General features: G+C 54.2%; 18 protein-coding genes and 1 pseudogene. 9 read left to right on the top strand and 10 right to left on the bottom strand.

Annotated features, from left to right (window positions below):
• Positions 1–6 precede the first annotated feature (6 nt).
• The 5 genes from J0A66_RS17075 to J0A66_RS17095 form a co-directional block, all read right to left on the bottom strand.
• A complete protein-coding gene (locus J0A66_RS17075; RefSeq protein WP_206575062.1) occupies positions 7–1,371 on the bottom strand; it encodes an amidohydrolase family protein in 1,365 nt (454 codons plus the stop codon).
• Between the two features lie 175 nt (positions 1,372–1,546).
• Positions 1,547–2,752 (bottom strand): alpha/beta fold hydrolase, encoded by a 1,206-nt coding sequence (locus J0A66_RS17080; protein ID WP_206575063.1) that lies wholly within the window; start codon positions 2,750–2,752, stop codon positions 1,547–1,549.
• Between the two features lie 65 nt (positions 2,753–2,817).
• Entirely contained in the window at positions 2,818–3,561 is a 744-nt protein-coding gene (locus J0A66_RS17085; protein WP_338143912.1) for a phosphatase PAP2 family protein, read from the bottom strand.
• Positions 3,562–3,619: 58 nt separating this feature from the next.
• Positions 3,620–4,699 carry a DUF748 domain-containing protein gene (locus J0A66_RS17090; RefSeq protein ID WP_206575064.1) on the bottom strand — a complete coding sequence of 360 codons (1,080 nt, stop codon included), beginning with the start codon at positions 4,697–4,699 and terminating at the stop codon, positions 3,620–3,622.
• A 119-nt stretch (positions 4,700–4,818) separates the two neighbouring features.
• Positions 4,819–4,977: a YqaE/Pmp3 family membrane protein gene (locus J0A66_RS17095; protein ID WP_206575065.1), complete on the bottom strand. Its 159-nt coding sequence runs from the start codon at positions 4,975–4,977 to the stop codon at positions 4,819–4,821.
• Positions 4,978–5,097: 120 nt separating this feature from the next.
• Between J0A66_RS17095 and J0A66_RS17100 the strand changes: the two genes are divergently transcribed.
• Complete coding sequence (locus J0A66_RS17100) at positions 5,098–6,156, top strand: mechanosensitive ion channel family protein (RefSeq protein ID WP_206575066.1); 1,059 nt, start codon at positions 5,098–5,100, stop codon at positions 6,154–6,156.
• 36 nt (positions 6,157–6,192) lie between these two features.
• Here the strand turns inward: J0A66_RS17100 and J0A66_RS17105 are convergent, their stop codons facing one another.
• The 3 genes from J0A66_RS17105 to J0A66_RS17115 are packed head-to-tail and all read right to left on the bottom strand — an operon-like array spanning position 6,193 to position 13,664.
• A complete protein-coding gene (locus J0A66_RS17105; RefSeq protein WP_206575067.1) occupies positions 6,193–9,270 on the bottom strand; it encodes an efflux RND transporter permease subunit in 3,078 nt (1,025 codons plus the stop codon).
• The gene (locus J0A66_RS17110) at positions 9,257–12,559 is read right to left on the bottom strand and encodes an efflux RND transporter permease subunit (protein WP_206575068.1); all 3,303 of its coding nucleotides are present in this window, start codon (positions 12,557–12,559) and stop codon (positions 9,257–9,259) included. Before J0A66_RS17110 ends, J0A66_RS17105 begins: the two co-directional genes overlap by 14 nt.
• 19 nt (positions 12,560–12,578) lie before the next feature.
• A complete protein-coding gene (locus J0A66_RS17115) occupies positions 12,579–13,664 on the bottom strand; it encodes an efflux RND transporter periplasmic adaptor subunit (protein ID WP_206575069.1) in 1,086 nt (361 codons plus the stop codon).
• A 318-nt stretch (positions 13,665–13,982) separates the two neighbouring features.
• Here J0A66_RS17115 and J0A66_RS17120 point away from each other — a divergent pair, with 318 nt between their 5' ends.
• From J0A66_RS17120 to J0A66_RS17135, 4 genes are all read left to right on the top strand, one after another.
• On the top strand, positions 13,983–14,168 hold the full coding sequence (locus tag J0A66_RS17120) for a MerR family transcriptional regulator (RefSeq protein WP_206575070.1): 186 nt from the start codon (positions 13,983–13,985) through the stop codon (positions 14,166–14,168).
• Between the two features lie 109 nt (positions 14,169–14,277).
• Entirely contained in the window at positions 14,278–15,237 is a 960-nt protein-coding gene (locus J0A66_RS17125) for a GlxA family transcriptional regulator (protein WP_206575071.1), read from the top strand.
• A gap of 157 nt (positions 15,238–15,394) precedes the next feature.
• Positions 15,395–16,234 (top strand): PhzF family phenazine biosynthesis protein, encoded by an 840-nt coding sequence (locus tag J0A66_RS17130; protein ID WP_206575072.1) that lies wholly within the window; start codon positions 15,395–15,397, stop codon positions 16,232–16,234.
• Between the two features lie 335 nt (positions 16,235–16,569).
• Positions 16,570–16,977 carry a GFA family protein gene (locus J0A66_RS17135; protein ID WP_206575073.1) on the top strand — a complete coding sequence of 136 codons (408 nt, stop codon included), beginning with the start codon at positions 16,570–16,572 and terminating at the stop codon, positions 16,975–16,977.
• 1 nt (position 16,978) lies between these two features.
• Here J0A66_RS17135 and J0A66_RS17140 read toward each other — a convergent pair whose 3' ends face one another.
• On the bottom strand, positions 16,979–17,329 hold the full coding sequence (locus tag J0A66_RS17140; RefSeq protein WP_206575074.1) for a DUF2200 domain-containing protein: 351 nt from the start codon (positions 17,327–17,329) through the stop codon (positions 16,979–16,981).
• Between the two features lie 134 nt (positions 17,330–17,463).
• Entirely contained in the window at positions 17,464–18,279 is an 816-nt protein-coding gene (locus J0A66_RS17145; protein WP_206575075.1) for a methionine sulfoxide reductase, read from the bottom strand.
• A 222-nt stretch (positions 18,280–18,501) separates the two neighbouring features.
• Here J0A66_RS17145 and J0A66_RS17150 point away from each other — a divergent pair, with 222 nt between their 5' ends.
• The 4 genes and pseudogenes from J0A66_RS17150 to J0A66_RS17160 all read left to right on the top strand — a co-directional run bounded on the left by J0A66_RS17150 (position 18,502) and on the right by J0A66_RS17160 (position 20,057).
• A complete protein-coding gene (locus J0A66_RS17150) occupies positions 18,502–18,741 on the top strand; it encodes a type II toxin-antitoxin system Phd/YefM family antitoxin (protein WP_206575076.1) in 240 nt (79 codons plus the stop codon).
• A 57-nt stretch (positions 18,742–18,798) separates the two neighbouring features.
• On the top strand, positions 18,799–18,987 hold the full coding sequence (locus tag J0A66_RS23835) for a type II toxin-antitoxin system VapC family toxin (RefSeq protein ID WP_369127386.1): 189 nt from the start codon (positions 18,799–18,801) through the stop codon (positions 18,985–18,987).
• Positions 18,988–19,085: 98 nt separating this feature from the next.
• Positions 19,086–19,211 (top strand): annotated as a pseudogene (locus J0A66_RS17155) (IS110 family transposase); the annotation flags it as partial.
• A gap of 477 nt (positions 19,212–19,688) precedes the next feature.
• Positions 19,689–20,057, top strand: coding sequence for a hypothetical protein (locus tag J0A66_RS17160; RefSeq protein WP_206575077.1), 369 nt, complete (start codon positions 19,689–19,691; stop codon positions 20,055–20,057).
• Positions 20,058–20,100: the final 43 nt, after the last annotated feature.

Below are 20,100 nucleotides of genomic sequence, written 5' to 3' on the forward strand. Positions count from 1 at the left end.
GATTGATCAGCCAGCCCCTGATAGCACCTTAAATCCGGCTTGCCTGGCCGCTTTAACCTCCTCCAGCAGTTGATCCAACGCCCGTCTGTCAAGCCACTGGCCTTTGTGCATCACCCCGGAGATGGTGCGGCTGTTGCGGATATCGTCCAGCGGATTGGCGCTGAGCATCACGAATCCGGCGTTCTTTCCTACTGACAAGGAGCCTGCGGTAGCAAACCGGCCCAGGTATCTGGCGCTGTTGACCGTGGCGGCCTTGAGAACCTCATAAGGGGGCAGACCAGCCTGCTGCATCCTGGCCATTTCATCATGCAGAGCAAAGCCGGCAATATGAAAGCCCAGGTTGTCGCTGCCTGCCAGCAGGGGGACTCCTGCCTGATAGAACGCATGAGTCAGCTTGTTGGTGGCAGCAATTAATTCATGTACATAGGCCTTAACTTCGGGTTTGCGGAAAAAACCGTTGTTATAGGTATTACTGTCAGGATTCGTATACCAATGGTACTCGCCTGCCGAGATATAGACAGATTCCGGTCGTTGTTTCAGGGCAGCAAACCTGTCGTCATCCGTATAATGGGGAATCATGGCCAGAATGCTCAGAGTTGGGGAGACCCAGATACCACTGTTTTTTACTTGGAGGGCCAGTTTCATCAATGATTGACCATTGAATCGGGCAATTTGCAGATTTTCCTCATCCGACAAGAGGGCGATGAATTCTTCCACATGGGCAATGGATGTCATACGTAAAGAATAAGGCAGGGGTAAATGTCGCTGGGCATGACCCACCACCCTGACGCCAAGGCGTTCAGCTTCTTCCAGCAGGGCCAGATAGACCTCCTTGTTCAAGTTGCCGTGGATCTTCAGAAAGTCATAACCGCGTCTTTTATGCAGCCTGACCAGCTCAATGGCCGACTCGATACTATCAGCATTGTGATCCTTAACCTGCGGCCCAACGGTGTAGTAGTCAGGAGCCAGACTGTCCTTATGGTTGGCCATCTCACGGATGGCAATGGTATCCTGTCCCTCCCATTCAGCCATACTGCGCACAGTGGTAACGCCGTTTGCTATCAGCAGCTTGAACAATTGCTTCACGTCTTCCATCTCACCGCTATGCTGGTGGAAATGGGAATCGGTCAGAGCGGGGATCAGGTAATGACCCTGTCCATCGATGATCCGATCCGCCATGACCTTCAGTGTCTGGCCCACTGGCTCCATGGCTATGATCTGCCCGTCCCTGACGATCAATCGGTGTTCCTCGAGTACTTGAGGACTGTCCATGGTGATCAGGTTGACCGGTTCAAATACCAGAGTCTGGGCGTGAAGGTAGCTGGTACTGAACAACCAGCACAGTAGCTGGATAGAAAAGTGAAGTTTCATTTCTGGATTCCGCAACAAAGGGTACAAATTCTGATTCAGCAAATCTTTGGCCAGAAATAAAATTATTAACTATCAATAAGATAGATAATAATTGCGTGAAGGATGGTGTGGGATATGAGCAAACAGGCCAGTTATTGGCTGGTTTAACTATCGGGTTCTGCGTTGTTTTACCGCTTTATTCCTTCTCGGCCAGGTGGCTTTCCACCTGCAACTTGCTGTGCAGCGTCCTGTGCACCGGACATTTGTTGGCTATTTCCAGCAGTCGCTGCCGCTGCTGGTCGCTGAGCTCGCCGCTAAGACTGATTTGCCGCTCAATTACTTCGATGGCCACGGCTTTATCCGGGCAGTCCTGGCAGTCCTTACCATGCTCGCGCCTGTGACTTAACTCGACTTTGACATGCTCAAGGGGCAATTCTTTGTGCCTGGCGTACATACGCAGGGTCATGGCGGTACAGGCACCGAGCGCCGCTAACAGGTGTTCGTACGGGTCCGGACCCATATTGTCGCCCCCCACGTCCAGTGGCTCGTCGGCCAGCCAGTAGTGGCTGTCGCTGCTCACATGCTGGGTAAACCTGTGGTTCTTCTCTTCCACCACCACATGACCATGGTGGGCCCTGGCCGGTTCAGTGACAGTGGGAATATAGCGACTGGCCCAGGCGGCGATAACGCTGGCTGCATAGTCGGCATCCTGCTTATGGGTAAGCAGGTGATCCGCATCGTCGAGGCTGACGAAGCTTTTTGGGTGACGGGCATCCCGATAGATTTTCTCCGCTTCCTCAATGGGCACGGTCTCATCCAGGGGGGCGTGCATGATCAGCAGCGCCTTTTTCAGTTGGCTCAGATAGGCACCCTGATACTGATTGATGTCGTCCAGAAATTGTTTTTTGATCAGGAACTGCCGCCCCGCCAGGTTGACGCTGGCCTGACCCTCCTCATGGATTTCCTTTACCGAATCGACAAAATGATGGGCCACGTGGGCGGCGCTATGGGGGGCACCCAAGGTCACCAGCGCCTTCACCTCGGGAACCCTGCCAGCCATAGCCAGCACTGCGGCACCCCCAAGGCTGTGACCTATCAGAAGGGCCGGCGCCTGATACTCATTGCGCAGAAAGTCGGCGGCGGCCAGCAAATCCTCAATATTGGAGGAGAAATTGGTATTGGCAAAATCCCCGTCACTGTTGCCCAGACCGGTAAAATCAAAGCGTAACACCGCAATCCCCAGTCTGTTCAGGGCCCGGGAAATCCTTGAAGCCGCGGCAATATCCTTACCGCAGGTAAAGCAGTGAGCAAAGAGGGCGTAGCAGCGAACCTCGCTTTCCGGTTTTTCCAACAAACCCGCCAGGGTCAGACCCTGGCTGTCAAATTCAACTCTGATGCGCACGAAGACTCCGTCATAGGGCTGGGCATGTCTAAAAGATAGAGTAAATCTGTGTGAAAAACAGTGGGTTAATCAACCTTTTCTGTCCTGGCTGGCCGGGACGATGTCATTGCATCTGCCGGCTCCAGCCAGCCGCTCTGGATACCGGTTCGGGAAATTAACAGAAACAGCAATGCCCATACGGTACCCATGGTCCAGCCGGCCAGCACGTCTGTGGGCCAATGCACGCCGAGATAAACCCGGCTGAGTCCGACGACGACACTCAGCAGTACAGCCGTACAATAGAGGTACGCCTTATTGCGTCGCCGGCTTTGCAACAGACTCCCCAGACTGGCAAGGGTCAGGTAGACCAGGCTGGACAGCATGGAATGCCCGCTGGGGAAGCTGCTGGTATAGACCTCGGTGGCATGGGGAACCAAATCGGGGCGGGGCCGCGTGAAGCCCGTCTTTAGCGCAAAACTGGCCAGAATACCGCTGGCGATAAAGGTCATCAGTAAAAGGGCCAGGCGTTTTTTCTGCTCGAGCAGCAGATAACCCATGCACAACAAGGTCAGCAGGCTGAGTATGCCGACACTGCCCAGCGCCGTGAGATCCCGGATAAAGTCTTCCAGCCAGAGGGGGCCAAGGGGATCCTCGATATTAGCCTGGGTTCTGAACAACAATAACAGTTTTTCATCAATGGCATGGCTCTGGCCATCCAGTACCCAGTCGGCCAGTTCGACAAAACTCCACAGGCAGGCGGCGGACAGACACAGGAGGGTTAGCAGCTTAGCCTCACTGTATTGAATAACAGGAAAAAAATCCTTGCTCACTGATTGTCCCTTTGCTTCCGATGTTTCCTTCAGCCTGTCACTCTAGGAGGAATAGAGGTCAGTCGTCAAACTCGGCAAAGATCACATCTTCAATCTTCATCTCATAGGCTTCGATAAAGGCATTGCGGAACAATCCTACGATGGCGGGCAACAGGGGGGTATCCAAATCATTCAACGAGCCTTCAAGCGGAACCCTGGTCGCCACCAGTCCGGTCTTGTCACTCTCAAGTATTGCCCCAAGGGCAGCGGTAATGCCCTCAATAATCCACTGAAACGGATTGTCGCCGTCTTTTTCCACATCCTCCTCCCAGTCGAAGACTTCAACGTCATGCAGGCCACCTTTAACATAGCCGTTGACCTCTCCCTGGTTGGAAGCAATCTCCATCGCCATATCCAGCTCACCCTGTTCCAAATCAAAGGGGGTATAATAGCGAATCAGTCCGTCCAGTCGTTTGACCGGTAACCGCTCCATCTGCATATCCAGGTTGAAGGTGGGCTTAGTTTCATAAGGGTTGTAAGCCCCTTTAATGCTGATCCTGGACTCGTCCATGACCTTGCCGCTGAGATTAACCTTGGCCATCAGGCTGTCTGACAGCTCCAGACTGTTGGTGATATTAAGAATGTGGCCATCCAACTGACCGATATGAAAACTGGCCTGTTTGTCTTTCTCTGAGGTCTTGAACAGCAAGGTACCGTCCACAATGCTCAGCCTATCGATGGAGAAGGGAACCAGCTTATTGGCCAGAGTGATCCAGGTACTCTCATCCTTGACGGCTTCATTGCCGAGCACCGGCTTGTCAGGGGTCTGGATGACGGAGATTTTAGGTTGATGGAAGGTCATCTCGGCGACGACTTCGCCGTCAATCAAGGCTGACCACAGCAGGGACAATTCCACCCTGTCGATACTGATCAGGGGCTCCACCTCCACCCCGTTCACCGAATAGAGCTGTACGTCCCTTATCCGGTAGGCGCCGCGGTAAAGATGCAGGTCCACCTCACTGATACTGCCACGAAGCCCTTCAGCTTCGGCTATGGCCTGGTTGATTCGCTGTTCCACCAGGACAGGGGCGGCCATTCTGACGGCCAACAGAACCAGCAAGAAGCCGATCAGGACGGCAAATTTACGTTTTCGGGTCATCTGGCTGGCCCTGGCTGTTTTTCATAGGTCTTTCCTGTACTGACCGCCGGGGTAAATATTTTAGCGGTGGTGTAATAATTTCACCGTCCATCCCGGTTATCTGGCCGGTTCTGGAACGTTTAGCGACGGGCGATAATCCACACCGCATGAATAATACCGGGAATGTATCCCAGCAGTGTCAGCAGTATATTCAGCCAGAAGGCGCCACCCAGGCCTACCTGTAGGAATACGCCCAAAGGGGGCAGCAAAATGGAAAATATCAGTCGAATCAGGTCCATGATCACTCCTTGTGTGGCAACAATTAAAATGCAGGGTCAGGCTATGCCTCGCAAGAAGCGTTCCTATCTGCCTGTTTCTTGCATCAGTCACTGCGATGAAATAAGCAGAAGGACTTCAGTATGCAATGGCCACACCCTTTCATATCGTCTGTGGACGTAACCAGTGGCAACGCTTTACCGGCCCTTGCCAGTGAAATGACCAGCCTGTGGGGAGCGGTGCAGGCCTGGCTGCCCATGCTGTTGCTTGGTCTGTTGGCGTTAACCTTGCTTGTGTTGACCTCCAGGCCGCTGGCGCGGCTGCTGGTGCGGCCCCTGGGTTATCTGGGCAGCAGTGAGCTGGTCACCCTGGTCGTGCGGCGCACCATCGCCATACTGATTATTCTGCTTGGTCTGTATGTTTTCCTGCGTCTGGCGGGGCTGACAGAGTTTGCCCTCGCCATACTGAGCGGCACAGGGGTGATGGGCCTGGTCCTGGGCTTTGCCTTTCGCGATATTGCGGAAAACTTTATGGCCAGCCTGCTGCTGAGCGTACAGAAGCCCTTTAAGATAGGCGATGTGATTGAAGTTGACGGGCAGACGGGTGTGGTCAACCAGGTCACGTCCCGGGCTACCACCCTGGTGGACTATGACGGCAACCATATCCAGATCCCTAATGCCACCATTTACAAAAATACCATCAAGAACCTGACAGCCAACCCCAGAATACGGGGGCACTTTGCCATCGGCATCGGATATGACGCCGGTATCCGCAAGGCCCAGCAACTGGCGTTGGAGCTGATGAACAAGCATAAGGCGGTGCTTGGCGATCCGGAGCCCCAGATCCTGGTTGACAGTCTGGGTTCGGCGACCGTGAATCTTGTTGTCTATTTCTGGGTTAACAGTGAGACCCACAGTCCGCTAAAGGTGGCCTCAGTAATGATGCGTCTTATCATGCGCGAATTTGAGCATCACGGTATCAGTATGCCGGACGACGCCAGAGAACGTATTTTCCCTCAGGGTATCCCTTTGGTATCAGAAAGGTCATCGCCAGCGACCAGGACTGAAACATCAGTGCCGGATAAGCCTCTGCTTGAGCAGGAACAGGAAACCGGTAGCGATGACATCAGCAGTGACACTGAGGATATTCGCCAGCAGGCCAGACAGGCCAGGGATCCCGAACAGGGACAGAATATTCTTTAACAACAGACCGCCCGGACCGGGCGGCCTGATTTGGCATCAGCCTTCCTGAGCGCGGATCACCCGGCTGACCAGACGCTTGCTGTCGGCCACCATACTGGTGGTCTTGCGTCTGAGTTTGAGCAGTAAAAGATAGGCCAGGGGCACCAGAAACAGGCTGGTCATGGTTGAGAACAGCAATCCGCCGATAATGGCAATAGCCATGGGCGAGTAGGGCGGACCGTCGCCGCCTATCTGGGTGGAGCCCAGCGCCAGGGGCACCAGACCCAGCACTGTCGTGGCCACCGTCATCAGAATGGGACGTACCCGGCTCATACAGCCGTCGAGGATGGCGTCAGTCACCTTCATGCCTTCGTTGATAAGCTGATTGATGCGATCCACCAGTACTATACCGTTGTTGACCACTATGCCCATCAGGATCAGCATTCCTATCATACCCATGATGGACATATTGGTACCGGTGACCAAAAAGGCCCAGAACACGCCGGTGAAGGAGAACAACAAGGAGGTGATCACCGCGGTGGGCAGCAGCAAAGATTCGAACAAGGCGGCCATCACCACATAAATCATACAGATGGCCAGTATCATGTTCATCTGCATCACGGCCTGAGCCTCATCCTGGCGGCGGAAACTGCCGTCGAAGGTCCAGCTGTAGCCACTGGGCAGACTGATATGCTCCATCACCTGCTTGATGCGTTCACGGGCCTGTTCCAGGGTGGTACCTTCTTCCAGGTTAGCGCCGATGCCCAGGGCCGTCTGGCGATAATAGCGACGGATCTGTGACAACCTGGGGGTGATGCTGATATCGGCGACCATATCCAGCGTCACATTCTGTGTTTGGTCACGCTTGATGGTCAGGCGTTTGAGTTCGTCCAGTGAATGTTGCAGTGACTCGTCAAACATCAGGCGGATATCCACCTCACCAGTTTCGCCGTGACGGAAGGTACGCAGATTGTTGCCGCGCAGGGCGGTGGTGACAACCTGGGCCACATTCTCCGCAGACAGCCCGAAGCGGAAGGCCTTCTGCCTGTCCACCCGGATCTGCAATTCTTCCTTCTGGCTGCTGATATCCGCCCGCACATCGGTCAGTCCTTCGATATTGCCCAGCACCGGCACGATCTGATCGGCCACTTCCATCAGTACCTCCGAGCTTTGTCCAAGCAGGGTCAGACGCACGCCGCCCCCGCCCCCCTGGTTCCAGTTGAAGCTGGGCTCAGAGCGAACCATTTTCGGAAAATCCTTCTTGATCATCTCTTTGAGCTCTGCCTGGGTCAGTGGAATATCCTCATGCAGGGTCAGACCTGATACCGCATGGCCGGTATTGTAATAACTGTATACCTGCTTGATATGGAAGCGCTCCTGATTGGTGTACAGGTACTCTTCCATCCGGTTAACCTCTTTCTCCACTTCCTCCAGGCTGAAATTTCCCTGGATATTGTAGTTAAGCCAAAGCTGATCGTTGGGGTTGTCGTTGTCCTCATCGCTGGTTACCACGCCCATGGGTATGGCGGTGGAAAGCAGAATCGCCACCGCGATCAAGGCGGTCTTTTTCTGGTGGCCCAGGGTCCATTCCAGCCCGCGGCGATACCAGGCACGCAGACGACTGGGTTTGCCTTCCACTACCTTGGGCCGGTGCTTAAGCCTGGTGGTCAACAGCGGGATCAGGGTCTGGGCAATCAGCAACGAGGCGAACAGCGAGATACAGATGGCAATGGCCACATGCTCCAGGAAAACGGTCACATCCACCTTGGTGCCCACTATATTGGGCAGAAACACGATGGCGGTAGTGGTAGTGCCGGCAATGACCGCCAGGCTCACCTTGCTGACCCCGGCCTTGGTGGCCTTGACGGGATCGGCTTCGGTTTCCCTTTCGTGGGCGATACTTTCGGTCACCACCACGGCGTTATCCACCAGCATACCCACCGCCAGCATCAGGCCCATCATGGACAGAATGTTCAGGCTGTAGCCCATAAAGTACATGCAGGCCAGGGTAATGCAGATGGCAAAAGGCACTGACAGCACCACAATAAAGGTAGTGGTGAACTGGCGCAGAAACAGATAGAGCACAAACACCGATAATCCGGCGCCGATCAGGCCCGCATCCAGCAGATCGCTCAGTGACGAGGTTACACTGTCAGCCTCGTCCTGCATGATAAACAGGTTGATACCACTGAAGGCAGGGTTGTCGTTGGCCTCATTCACCACTTTGAGCACGGCGTCGGACACTTCAACCAGGTTGCTGCCCGATTCACGGAAAATATTCAGGCCCACCGCATAAGTGCGGTCAAGGTGACGTCCCTCGGTTCGCCGGGGTGTTTCATAGTTAATATCGGCAATGTCTTTGAGGCGGATGCCCTGCTGGACCAGCAGGTCCTCAATCTCTTCCTTGCTGCGAAACTCACCCAGGGGATTCACCATTACCTTCTGATCCAGCTCGAAGAAATGGCCGGCGCTCATGGAGAAATTGGCATCCCGCAGGGTCTGGGTCAGCTTGGCTACATCGATGTGCAGGGCGGCGATGCGTTCGGCGTCCAGTCGCACCGAGATCTGCTTTTTCAGCACCCCGTACAGTTCCACCTTGGACACGCCGGCTACCCGCTCGATGGGCATTTTCAGGTTGCGTTCCAACAGGTCATAGGCGTTGGACAGGTCACGCTCACTGGAGACCCGCAACTGGAAGATGGGCATGTCACTGGTGTTGAACTGATAGACCAGGATACGTTCCACATCCGAGGGCAACAGGTGACGGATGGCGTCGACTTTTTCCCTGGCCTCGATGCTTTTGGCATTGAGGTTCTCGTCCCAGTCAAACTCCATATGGATCTCGGCATTGTCCTCGTTGGACACAGACGACAGCCGCTTGATCCCCGACATGGTGGCCAGGGCTTCTTCCACCGGCTTGGTGATCATCTTTTCCACCTCGGCCGGGGTGGCGTCCTTGTAGGGCACTACCACCACCATTTCGGGGATATCGATGCCGGGGAATTTCTCCAGCGGCAGCAGCCGGCTGGCCAGCAGCCCCAGCAGCAGCATGGAGAAAAACAGCATGCAGACGGTCACCGGCTTGCGGATAGCGAAGCTGGCCAGGCTGGCGCCCAGGCTATCAAGCTTGTTCATGGCTTACCTCCATTGCGGCCTGCGGCTCGAACCGCTTGCGATCAAACAGGCTGTACAGCACAGGAATGAGCAACAAAGTCAGGACGGTGGCAAAGAGTAGTCCCCAGATCACCGTCACCGCCATGGGGGTGCGGATTTCCGCCCCTTCGCCCAGGCCGATGGCCATGGGCAACAGACCTAGTGTGGTGGTAAGTGTGGTCATCAGAATCGGACGCAGGCGGGAGCGGGCAGCCTCGAAGATGGCCTCCTGCTTGTCGGTACCGGACTCCCGCAACTGGTTAATCCTGTCCACCAGCACGATGGCGTTATTGACCACAATACCGGCCAGCATAATCAGGCCGATAAACACCACTACGCTGATATTGGTGCCGGAGAGGAACAGGCCGTAGATGGAGCCGGCACAGGCCAAAGGCACGGTAAAGAGTATCAAAAACGGATGCAGCAGGGACTCGAACTGCGAGGCCATCACCAGATAGACCATAAAGACGGCCAGCAGCAAGGCGAACTTCAGGGAGTCGAAGGACACCTGCATTTCTTCGTTCTGGCCGGCAATACGGGCCTGCATGCTGAAAGGCAGGTTCATGTCACGCAGGATCTGGCGGGCATCCGTTACCGCTTCGCCCAAATCCCCAAAGGCCAGGTTGGCGGAGATAACGGCGACACGCTCCTGGCCGACCCGGGTGATCTCACTGGGACCGATGGAACTGCGGATTTCGGCCACCGCGTGCAGCGGTATGGCCGGGTTCTGGCCGGGGTTGATGATCATCTGGGCGATGTCTTCGGTCGAGTCGCGTTGCTGTTCCTGGGTACGCACCAGAATGTCCACCTTGCGATCGTCGATGGCATAGCGGCTGGCCACCTCTCCGCCTACTTTGGCGGCGATCAGCTTGGATACATCGGCCGCCGACAGGCCAAGCTGGGCAAGCTTGGCATGATTGAACTGGATCTTCAGCTCAGGGTGACCCGCCTGCAAGGTGGATTTGACGTCGGCAAAGCGATCATTGGCCTCCAGCATGGACACCAACTTGTCAGATTGTCTGGTCAGCATGGCCAGATCGTAACCGGCAATCTGGATCTCCAGCGGAGTGGAAAAACTGAACATCTCAGGCTTGCCAAACTTGGCGGTGACGCCGGCCTGGGTGCGCAGGTAGTCGCGCATGGCGCTCATAACCGCTTCCTCGTCCTGCGGAGTGCTGCCGGGTTGCATCACTACATTCAGCTTGCCCCAGTAATCGCCGCCCTGGCCGGGGGAGGCGTTCATCAGGCTGCCCGTGCCAGCCAGGGAGTAGGTACGGGCCACCTTGTCCTGCCCAGCGGTAAAGTCGGCCAGCTCTTCGAGCACCTTGTCGGTGGTTTCCAGCTTGGCGCCGGTGGGCAGGGTGACTTCGGCATAGAACTCACCCTGGGACATGGGGGGAATCAGCTCCACGCCCAGTCTTGGCAACAACAACAAAGAGGCCAGTGACACCCCCACAATCGCCACCAACACCGTCAGACGCTGTTGCAGGGCGCTTGCCAACAGGCGTTCATAGCCGCTGGCAATCCAGTTGAAGCTCTTGTCGAAGGCCCAGATCAGCGGGCCCAGCAGCAGGCCAAACAGCTTACGCGCACTGCGGCTTACCAGTACCAGCAGGCTGCTGATGAAAAGTGTCAGGAAATAAATCAGCTTGCCAATGGCTTTGAACAGCATACGAAACGGCCAGACCAGGTAATACAGCACCAGGCCCAGCTTGTGAGTGGGTTTGCGGGTGGCCGTGCTGGGACCCAGATCCAGTGGCTGACTCTCCTCGTGGCTGGCGACGGTTTTGTCCCGGGCGGCCAGCATGGGGATCTGGGTCAGTGCCACCACCAGCGAGGCGCCAAGGGCAAAGGTCACGGTCAGGGCCTGGTCGCTGAACAACTGCCCGGCGATGCCCTCCACAAACACCAGGGGGAAGAATACCGCCATGGTGGTCAGGGTGGAGGCGACGATGGCATTAGACACTTCCTTGGTGCCCTCGGCGGCGGCTGCATGGGGTTTGGCGCCAAGCTTCTTGCGCCTGTCGATGTTCTCCAGCACCACGATGCTGTTATCCACCAACAGCCCGATAGCCAGGGCAATGCCGCCCAGGCTCATGATATTCAGGCTGATGTCATTGGCGTACATCAGGTTGAAGGTGGCGATAATGGACACCGGAATACTGATGGAGATAATCAGGGTCGGCCAGATGTTCTGCAGAAACAGGTAGAGAATGAACATGGCCAGGACGCCGCCGATAATGGCCGCGGATTTCACCTCGTCGATGGCGCTGGCGATAAACAGGGACTGGTCATAGACCTTCTGCAGTTTGTACTGGGAAGGGACCTCTTTTTCGATCTCTTTGAGGCGTTTGGCCACATTCTGCGCCACCTGCACCGTATTGGCGTCGCCCTCCTTGTAAATAGCGATTTCCACCCCTTCAAAGCCGCCGAAGCGGGTAATTGAGGTGCGTTCCTTGTGGCTGTCATGGACCTCGGCAATATCCCCCAGGCGGATATTGCGGCCTTCCACCGTGGCAATAAAGAGGTCGCGCATTTCATCCAGGGTCTGGAACTGGTTGAGGGTCCGCACCAGGTATTCGCGGCTGCCGTCCTCCACCCGACCGCCTGAGGTATTGACGTTCTCGGCCTTGAGACGACTGATAACCTGGTCAATCTTGATATTCAACTGGCTGGCCTTGTCCTGGTTGATCAGCACCTGGATTTCGTTTTCCAGGCCACCGCCGACCCGCACGGACGCCACGCCGTTGACTGACTCCAGTTTGCGCTTGAAGTCTTCCTCGGCATAGGTACGCAGACGTTTGATGGCATCCTGGTTCAGTGGTGTGGCAGCGTCGTCACTGCTGCCCAGGCCAAAGCGCAAAACTGGATCCATGTTGGGGTTGAAGCGCAGCAGCAGGGGCTTTTTCACATCCAGCGGCAGTTGCAGTATGTCCAGTTTTTCCCGCACATCCAGACTGGCCAGATCCATCTCCGTGCCCCATTCAAATTCCAGCACTACGTCGGACTGACCGGCCTTGGACGTAGAGGTAACAGTACGTACGCCTTTGACCACGCCTATGGCTTCTTCCACAGGTTTGGACACCAGTTGTTCTACCTCGCCCGGGGCGGCGCCCTGATAGTCGGTACGAATGGTCAGGGTGGGGTAGGACAGTTCCGGCAACAGGTTCAGGGCCAGCCTGGACAATGACACCATACCGAACAGCAGAATGGCGAAGGTGAACATCCACACTGTAACCGGCCGTTTTACGGCAATATCGACAACACTCATGATCTTATCCTATGCCGGTTCAGCTTTTGGCCAGTTCGACCTGATTAACTACTTCAACAGGGGCCTTGTCTTTGAGGTTGTGATGACCGGTGATCACCACCTGCTCAGAGCCGTTCAGACCTTCCAGCACCTCGATCATGTCCCCTTCGGCATAACCGGTGCGTACCTGGACCTTCTCGGCGACGCCGTCCTTGACCACAAACACATTGGTTTTGTCGTCAATGTTCAGAACCGCCTGGCGTGGCAGCAAGGTGGCATTCTGGTGGGTGTCGTAGTTCAGCTTGACCTGGGCAAACATACCGGCTTTGAGGTTGTTGTCATCGTTGGGCACGCGCAGGGTGACCTTGAAAGTACCGGTCTTGGCATCGATAACCGGGCTGATACGTTCCACCAGGGCGTTGACCTGGCCGTTGCCCAGGGCTGTGATGCTCAGGGTCGCAGCTTGTTCGTTATGCACGCGGGGCAGTTCTTTTTCCGGCAGGTGCACCACGCCGTACAGGTCTTTTTGCTGCACTATATGGAACATGCGCTCACGCTGGAAGGATTCGGTCAGGTTACCCACCTTAGCGTTACGCTCGGCGATAAAACCGGCGATAGGTGCGCGGATGGTGGTCTCGGACAAATCCAGCTTGGCCAGCTCCAGATCCGCCTTGGCCGCATCGAAAGCGGCGGTCAGCTTGTCAAAGGCGTCGTCACTGACCAGTTTCTTGGCATACATGTCACGCACCTTGCTCAGTTCCTTTTCCAGTCCGGTCAGGTTGGCTTCGGCTCTCTTGAGGTTCAGGATATAGCGTTCGGTCTCCAGGCGGGCCAACACCTGGCCTTTTTCCACATAGTCCCCTTCCTCCACCAGGATCTCGTGGATGATGCCCGACGCCCGGGCGACCACGAAGGCCTCTTCCTTGGCTTCCAGGATGGCGGTGGTGGCGTAGTTGGAGGAGATGGCGCCCTGGCGCAGTGAAGCCACTTCAACCGGAATGGAGATCACTTCGGCTTTTTTTGCATCACTGGCGGCAGTGGCTTCGGCACCGTTGCAGCCAGTCAGCAGTGCCGTACCGGACAACATGGCGCAGACAAGCAATGGTTTAATCATTTTGGTTTGCATAACTCTCCCCTGAGATGTAACTGTTTTATTCGACAGCAATTTAAGCTGATTGCCTTTCTTGTGCATCCACCGTGCCATTCATTAAAATCCTTATAAAACAATGGGATAATAAGTTGTCGAGGAAGTATCCCGGCGGCATTATGCTAATAGTGGCGAATCTGACTAACCTGTTGGTCTATTTGGTAACTGACTGATCTGTCATTGAATACACCGATCCTAGTGCAGCGAGGCCGCCGAGGGACAGCAACCATTTGTAAGAAAGTGTGCTTTGGGGGCTAAACTAGTTGTCTGTTCAACGAGACAAACCAAGGGGGGCCAATGATCACCAGAAAGCGCTGGACCGAAATTATGCGGGTGTCGGGTATGGATGAGGAGGCCATGAAAAACTGGCACCGGCATTTTGAACTGATGGAGCCTGATGCCCATCAGGAGTTCCTCGAACTGCTGCAAATCCCGGAAGAGGAAATCGAACAGATCCGTCAGTGGGCCAAGCACCAACCTTAAGTCTCTGTGGTTAAATTCTTATCTTATGGCCGGATTGGCATATTGCGCGTCCTTTCGGTCATAGCGTGCCGGTTGTATAGTGCCTCTGAGATTTAACCGGGAGGGGTATATGAAAACCATCGGCATTTTAGTCTATGACCAGATCCAGGCGGTGGATCTGGCCGTGGCCCTGGATACCTTCGGCCAGGTCAATGAAGAGCTTAAAAAACTGGGCCGGGAACCCTTTTACCGCCTGCTGACCCTGGGCCTGCATACGCAGAGCGTGAAAGCTGAATATGGTCTTTCCCTGCAGGCAGAATTCAGCCTGGATCTGGTCCCAAAGCTGGATTATCTGATCATCCCCGGTGGGGCAGGGGCCAGGGTGCTGAGCAAGAACCCGCAGGTGCTGGATTGGATCAGGACGCAAAGCCCCAGCCTTCAGCGCCTGCTGACCATCTGTACCGGCGCCTTTTTGCTTGCCGCGACAGGGCTGATGGCGGGCAAAAAGCTCTGTACCCACTGGCGCTTTGCCCAGGCATTACAAGCCGCCTATCCCGATACCAAAGTGGATGCCACAGCCCTGTATGTGAATGATGGCAAGTTTTATTCCTCCGGCGGCATGACTTCGGGTATTGATCTTTGCCTGGCGGTAATAGAGGAGGATCTGGGCCTGAATATAGCGCAGACCGTGGCCCAGGAGTTGGTCATGTATCTGCGCAGAAACGGCGACCAGTCTCAGTATTCTCGTCCCCTGACCGTCCAGAACAGCGAGGAAAAGCGTTTTGTGCAGTTACAGCAATGGCTGCTGGACAATCTGCACCGGCCAATCGGTCTTGCGGATATGGCCGATAAAATGGCCATGAGCGAGCGGCACTTTCGCCGCCTGTTCAGGGAAAAGTTTGCTCTGCCCCCCAGCCAGTATCTGGAACAATTGCGCCTGGACAAGGCCAGAAGCCTGCTGTTGTGTGACGGCTACAATCTGCAGCGGGTCTGTGAGGCCATCGGCTTTGCCAGCACCAGCAGCTTTGGCAGGCTGTTTAAGCAGAAGTTTGGCTGTACTCCGCTGGAGTACAGCAGGCGCTTTACCTGATAGATCCAAGGAGGCCTGAACAAAGTGGCTCAGCATGTCAGGGATAAAAGCAGCATGGTTAAGTAAAACTTATCTGAAACGGCGGATTTTATTGTTTGTCAGCCGTTTCGAACCTGCCGATAATTTCGCTCAGACAACTATCTGAGCGGAGAACAGTATGAGTGAGTTGGAGATCAGGAAGTATGCGGCCTTTTCCTATCAGGGCGAAGGCGGGAATCCGGCCGGGGTGGCCCTGGTGGAAGAGTTCCCTGCAGATGAAGTAATGATGCGCATCGCCGCCGAGGTTGGCTTTTCCGAGACGGTCTTTGCAAAACGTACAGAAGGAGGCTTTCGGGTAAGGTATTTTTCGCCTGACAGCGAAGTGGATTTTTGCGGGCATGCCACCCTGGCGCTGGGTTTTGCGCTATTTGAACAGTTTGGCGCAGGTGAATATGCCCTGGCCCTGAATCATGCCCGGATCCAGGTGGCAACAGACAACGAGGGTAAAGTTACCCTGAGCTCCCCCTCCACCCACAGCCGCGCCCTGCCCAGTGATCAGAAGGCCCGCTATCAGGCGTTGTTCGGCCTGTATGCGGAGGATCTGAACGACGCCATCCCCATGGCCATCGGCAACGGCGGTAATGATCATCTGGTTATCGCTCTTAACTCCAGGCAGAAGCTGGCGCAGATGGCTTATGACTTCGAAAAAGCCAAGGTCGCCATGCAACAGGACAAACTGGTCACAGTGGCCTTGCTTTACCGGGAGTCGGCCGGGCTTATCCATATCCGCAATGCTTTTGCCTTTGGCGGCGTCTACGAGGACCCGGCCACCGGTGCGGCCGCCGCGGCGGTCACCGGGTACCTGCGCGATTTGGGCAAGCTTGACTTTAAAAACGGCACGGCCAGTATTGAGTACCGTCAGGGCTTCGATATGGGCACGCCCTGCGTGCTGGAAGTCACAGCCGGCGAAGAAAAGGGCGGTTCGGTGCTGATCTCAGGTTGGGTGCGTCAGCTCTGATCTCCAGGTAGGGTCCACTTCAGTGGACGACTAAGATCAGATTTCACCACTAAGGGCACGAAGAACACGAAGAAACACAACATCCTCCGCTGTAACCACTTCGTGCTCTTCGTGACCTTCGTGGTAATAAAAAGATCGAATGCTGGTTGGTATTGAGCCAAATAAAGAAGATGAAAGGCACAGCCGGGTTGGCCTTCGCGGAAACTTTATAGGCTGTCGGATGTATAGTCTGACCGTAAAAGCGCTCACACAATCGGCAGCTAACACCCGGTGCTACACCTTGCGCAGATGAGCGTCCGGATCTTGTAAAATTTGTAATTGGGAAGATATAAGCCATGGAAAACACACTTACCGGCCAGTGCCTGTGCGGGCAGGTCAGATTTACCCTCAGGGACAATTTCAGGAACTTTCACCTGTGCCATTGCAAACAGTGCCAGCAGCTCACCGGCAGTGCCTTTGCTGCCAATTTGTTTACCGATATGGGCAATATCGAATGGACGCAAGGGAGGGACCGCCTCACTACCTACCGACATCCTTCCAGAGATTTCTCTCACGCTTTTTGCAAATCCTGCGGTTCGGCCCTGCCTTATATCAACAAGCGCAACACCGCTTTGGTCGTGCCTGCCGGTTCACTCAATGACATGCCGAAGATTACCCCCCAGGCCAATATCTTTGTCACTGAACAGGTCTGCTGGCTGGAGGAGGGGAGACTGGCTGAGCGGTTTGAGGGATTTGCCGGCTAGCTCAGGCGCGAAGAATCTTCTCCATGGCTTTGCCTTTGGCCAGCTCATCGATCAGCTTGTCCAGGTAGCGTATTTTCTGCATCAGTGGGTCTTGGACCTCTTCAACCCGAACCCCGCAGACCACGCCTTTTATCTGAGCACTGTTGGGGTGAAAGGCCGGGGCCAGGGCAAAGAAAGTGTCGAAGTCGTGTTCACTGTCGATCTGCTGCTGCAAACCGGCCCGGTCATAGCCCGTCAGCCAGCAGATAATTTGATCAACCTCTTCCTTGGTGCGGTTTTTCTTTTCCGCCTTCTGCACATAAAACGGATAGACCTTGGCAAATGGCGTGGTGAATATTTTGTGTGTGGCCAATGGCTAGTCTCCATAAACTCAATAGGGAATCGGACTCCATGAGTATTGATGGTGAAAAGGGTTGCTTACAATAATTTTATCGGCCTGTTAGCCGGCTTAATTACGATCCCTTTTCGACACGACCCCTTTTCGATTTATTTTCCCTCTTTTGGCAACCTAACACGGACCAAGGTAAACGTGCCGGTTTGCAAGGTCTTACCTTTGTAGACGGAGTAGAAGTAACCATTCAAGTTATCGCCGTGCATCTGATTCACTATCAACCTGTTGGCAAAAGTCGGGTGCTCTGTTTGAATTTCCACCACACCCTCTTTAACGTTCACCTTGTCTGGCAAAAACGCGGTCTGGTTGGTGATCCCGCGACCATTGATAAAGTAGGTAAAATGCGACTTTTTATCCGGGTGGAACTCAAAGGTCAGCAGTCCTTTTAGTTCATCCATTTGCAGTACGCCAATCCAGAAACCATACATCCCTTCCTGCGGCTCCTCCGCCAAGGTTTTTATCGAATCCCGGTAATGCCCCATAAAGTCGCGGATAGTGGATTGCTTTTTTTTAAAATCGAGCTGATAGGTCTCTGAGATAGAGGCATCTCCTTCGGCCTCTGCAAAAATTTCCAGCACCTTGAATGAGTCATCCAGATAGGGAGATAAAACCAAACGAGTGATTTCCCCACTCTCTGCAGACAGGATATGGATAGTGCATTCAGTGCGAGTACAGGTGATATCCTGATCACTGAATCGAAACACTTGCCCGCTGGTAAAGGCATTGAACATATTCATATTGAACAGCCGATGCTGCCCGTCTTCTTTGATCTCCAACAACCGGTATTTGAAGCCGGAAGTGACCACCCCTTCATAAAGACCGGGTGTAATTTTTATGTGTTCGTCAGAGGCCCATAGGCTCTGGGAAAACAGTAAGGCAGTTAAAAGTAACGCTTTAGAATTGAAGTCCATTTGCACCATTTCCTGTTTTATAAAGCGAGATTTTTCAGTTCTGCTTGGTGAGTTTCAAAGTTGGCTATTTGACTATATCGTCAACGCACTTTGCAAGACTCGACCTCGTCCTGGTGGAGGTTTTGCCGTGGGCTAAGGTTCAGCCACTTTTATTGGGCTGTTCACTTGTGAATAGCCACTCGACCAGTATGCTGGTCTATGTGCTGAATGCAGGGGAGAGCAATGCATAAAGAGATAGGCGCTTATGAGGCCAAAAACAAACTACCTGAAATTCTTCGGAGAATAGAGTCTGGGGATACCTTTACTATCACCAACAGGAGTAAGCCTGTGGCAGATCTGGTGCCCAGCCGCTCCAGTGAACGATTAAAGACAGAAACCGCCATTGCCAATATCCTTAAAGCCAGGAAACATAAGGTATCTGACGAAGAGCTCAATGAGCTCAGGAAAGAGGCGCGAAAATGAGCACTAACCGGTGAAGTAGAGCGTTTTATTTCCCTACTCTAATATCTGCCGTTATACATAGATCCTCAAACAGCAAGCCAGGTATTTAATCGCACGCTGGCACTATCCAGAGCCTACAAACTAAGCAGTTATGATGCCGCCTATCTGGAATTAGCCATTCGCAAAGGCCTGCCCCTGGCCACTCTGGATAAAAACCTGCCTAAAGCCGCCAAAAAAGCCGATATCGCTGTTTATCTAAAAGACTGATAGCTGGTCTGTCTGGGTACAGATTGATAACACCCACAAATTGGCCCATAAGCGCTGATGCATGCTTAATTAACTTCGACCCCTTTTTCGAAGGCTAATACGAGCGCCTGAAGGCTGCAGGGAAGCTCCCCAAAGTGGCACTGATTGCCTGCCTTCGGAAACTGATAGTGATTTTAAATACCATGCTGAAAAACGAGGAGACATGGCATGAATACCTGGCTTAATTTATTGACTTTTACCCACAGTCACTTGTTAGGCTTCACGGTCCGTCTCGTTTTGCTTGCACGACAGCGATTCCGTCACGCAGTGAAGAAGAAGCAGACATAACCAAGGAACGCCAGGAAAGAAATAGCACCTAACGCTGCGGCTACCTTCGAAATCATCGTGCGCGCAGAGCCATCGCTGCTAAGGTTAAGGATAAGCGTAGCCGCTCCAATGCCACATAGAGCTAATCCACCAAAAAGACTTATAACGAACAGCCCGATAAAGAGCAGCCCTTCTCCATAGTCCTCTGAATGTGCTGGTATTATGAGAAGCGGTAGCAACGCGGCCGTCAACAATGGAAGTGCTACGCCGACGCAGACGAGAGCGCTCCCTTTTCGTGCGATTCGGTTCATAGTGACGCCTAACGAATGATATGGACTCCCCCTTTACCGGGGCTCTGCCAAGCTTTAAGTGGCAACCATTGAGGAGAACCGTCCATGTCAGATTTCAACTATTTCTATGGCATTGATTTAGCCAAGCTGAGTTTCAGTATCCACGGCGAAGACCGCCATGGCAAGCCGCTCGTCCACAAGAGTGTGACCCGCACTAAGCTGTTAAAGGAAATGGCCAATCTGCCTGCTGGCCTGGTGGAATTGGAAGCCTGCAGTGCAGTCCATTACTGGGAGAGGGAAATGAAGAAACTGGGCCATGAAGAGGCAGATAATGGTCTACTGTATGTGGCCCGGGCGCTTATCCATGATTGTTATGAACACCTGCTGGTCCTGGAGCAGTGCTTTGCCATGCTGGGCTTACTCGTCTTCATACCCTCAGTGGTGAATACTTGCATTGTTAATCCAGGGCAGTAGGACAGGGGACCTGAAGCAAGTGCAGGACGACAGTGCCCCGCGG

The organism is Bowmanella dokdonensis (assembly GCF_017254865.1).
Taxonomy (GTDB): Bacteria; Pseudomonadota; Gammaproteobacteria; order Enterobacterales; family Alteromonadaceae; genus Bowmanella; species Bowmanella dokdonensis.

Bases quoted from the DNA above. Each gene is read 5' to 3' on its own strand.
- J0A66_RS17110 (WP_206575068.1), bottom strand. From the start codon at position 12,559: ATGAGTGTTGTCGATATTGCCGTAAAACGGCCGGTTACAGTGTGGATG.
- J0A66_RS17095 (WP_206575065.1), bottom strand. From the start codon at position 4,977: ATGGACCTGATTCGACTGATATTTTCCATTTTGCTGCCCCCTTTGGGC.
- J0A66_RS17160 (WP_206575077.1), top strand. From the start codon at position 19,689: ATGTCAGATTTCAACTATTTCTATGGCATTGATTTAGCCAAGCTGAGT.
- J0A66_RS17105 (WP_206575067.1), bottom strand. From the start codon at position 9,270: ATGAACAAGCTTGATAGCCTGGGCGCCAGCCTGGCCAGCTTCGCTATC.
- J0A66_RS17145 (WP_206575075.1), bottom strand. From the start codon at position 18,279: ATGGACTTCAATTCTAAAGCGTTACTTTTAACTGCCTTACTGTTTTCC.
- J0A66_RS17125 (WP_206575071.1), top strand. From the start codon at position 14,278: ATGAAAACCATCGGCATTTTAGTCTATGACCAGATCCAGGCGGTGGAT.
- J0A66_RS17090 (WP_206575064.1), bottom strand. From the start codon at position 4,699: ATGACCCGAAAACGTAAATTTGCCGTCCTGATCGGCTTCTTGCTGGTT.
- J0A66_RS17115 (WP_206575069.1), bottom strand. From the start codon at position 13,664: ATGCAAACCAAAATGATTAAACCATTGCTTGTCTGCGCCATGTTGTCC.
- J0A66_RS17135 (WP_206575073.1), top strand. From the start codon at position 16,570: ATGGAAAACACACTTACCGGCCAGTGCCTGTGCGGGCAGGTCAGATTT.
- J0A66_RS17150 (WP_206575076.1), top strand. From the start codon at position 18,502: ATGCATAAAGAGATAGGCGCTTATGAGGCCAAAAACAAACTACCTGAA.
- J0A66_RS17075 (WP_206575062.1), bottom strand. From the start codon at position 1,371: ATGAAACTTCACTTTTCTATCCAGCTACTGTGCTGGTTGTTCAGTACC.
- J0A66_RS17130 (WP_206575072.1), top strand. From the start codon at position 15,395: ATGAGTGAGTTGGAGATCAGGAAGTATGCGGCCTTTTCCTATCAGGGC.
- J0A66_RS17120 (WP_206575070.1), top strand. From the start codon at position 13,983: ATGATCACCAGAAAGCGCTGGACCGAAATTATGCGGGTGTCGGGTATG.
- J0A66_RS17100 (WP_206575066.1), top strand. From the start codon at position 5,098: ATGCAATGGCCACACCCTTTCATATCGTCTGTGGACGTAACCAGTGGC.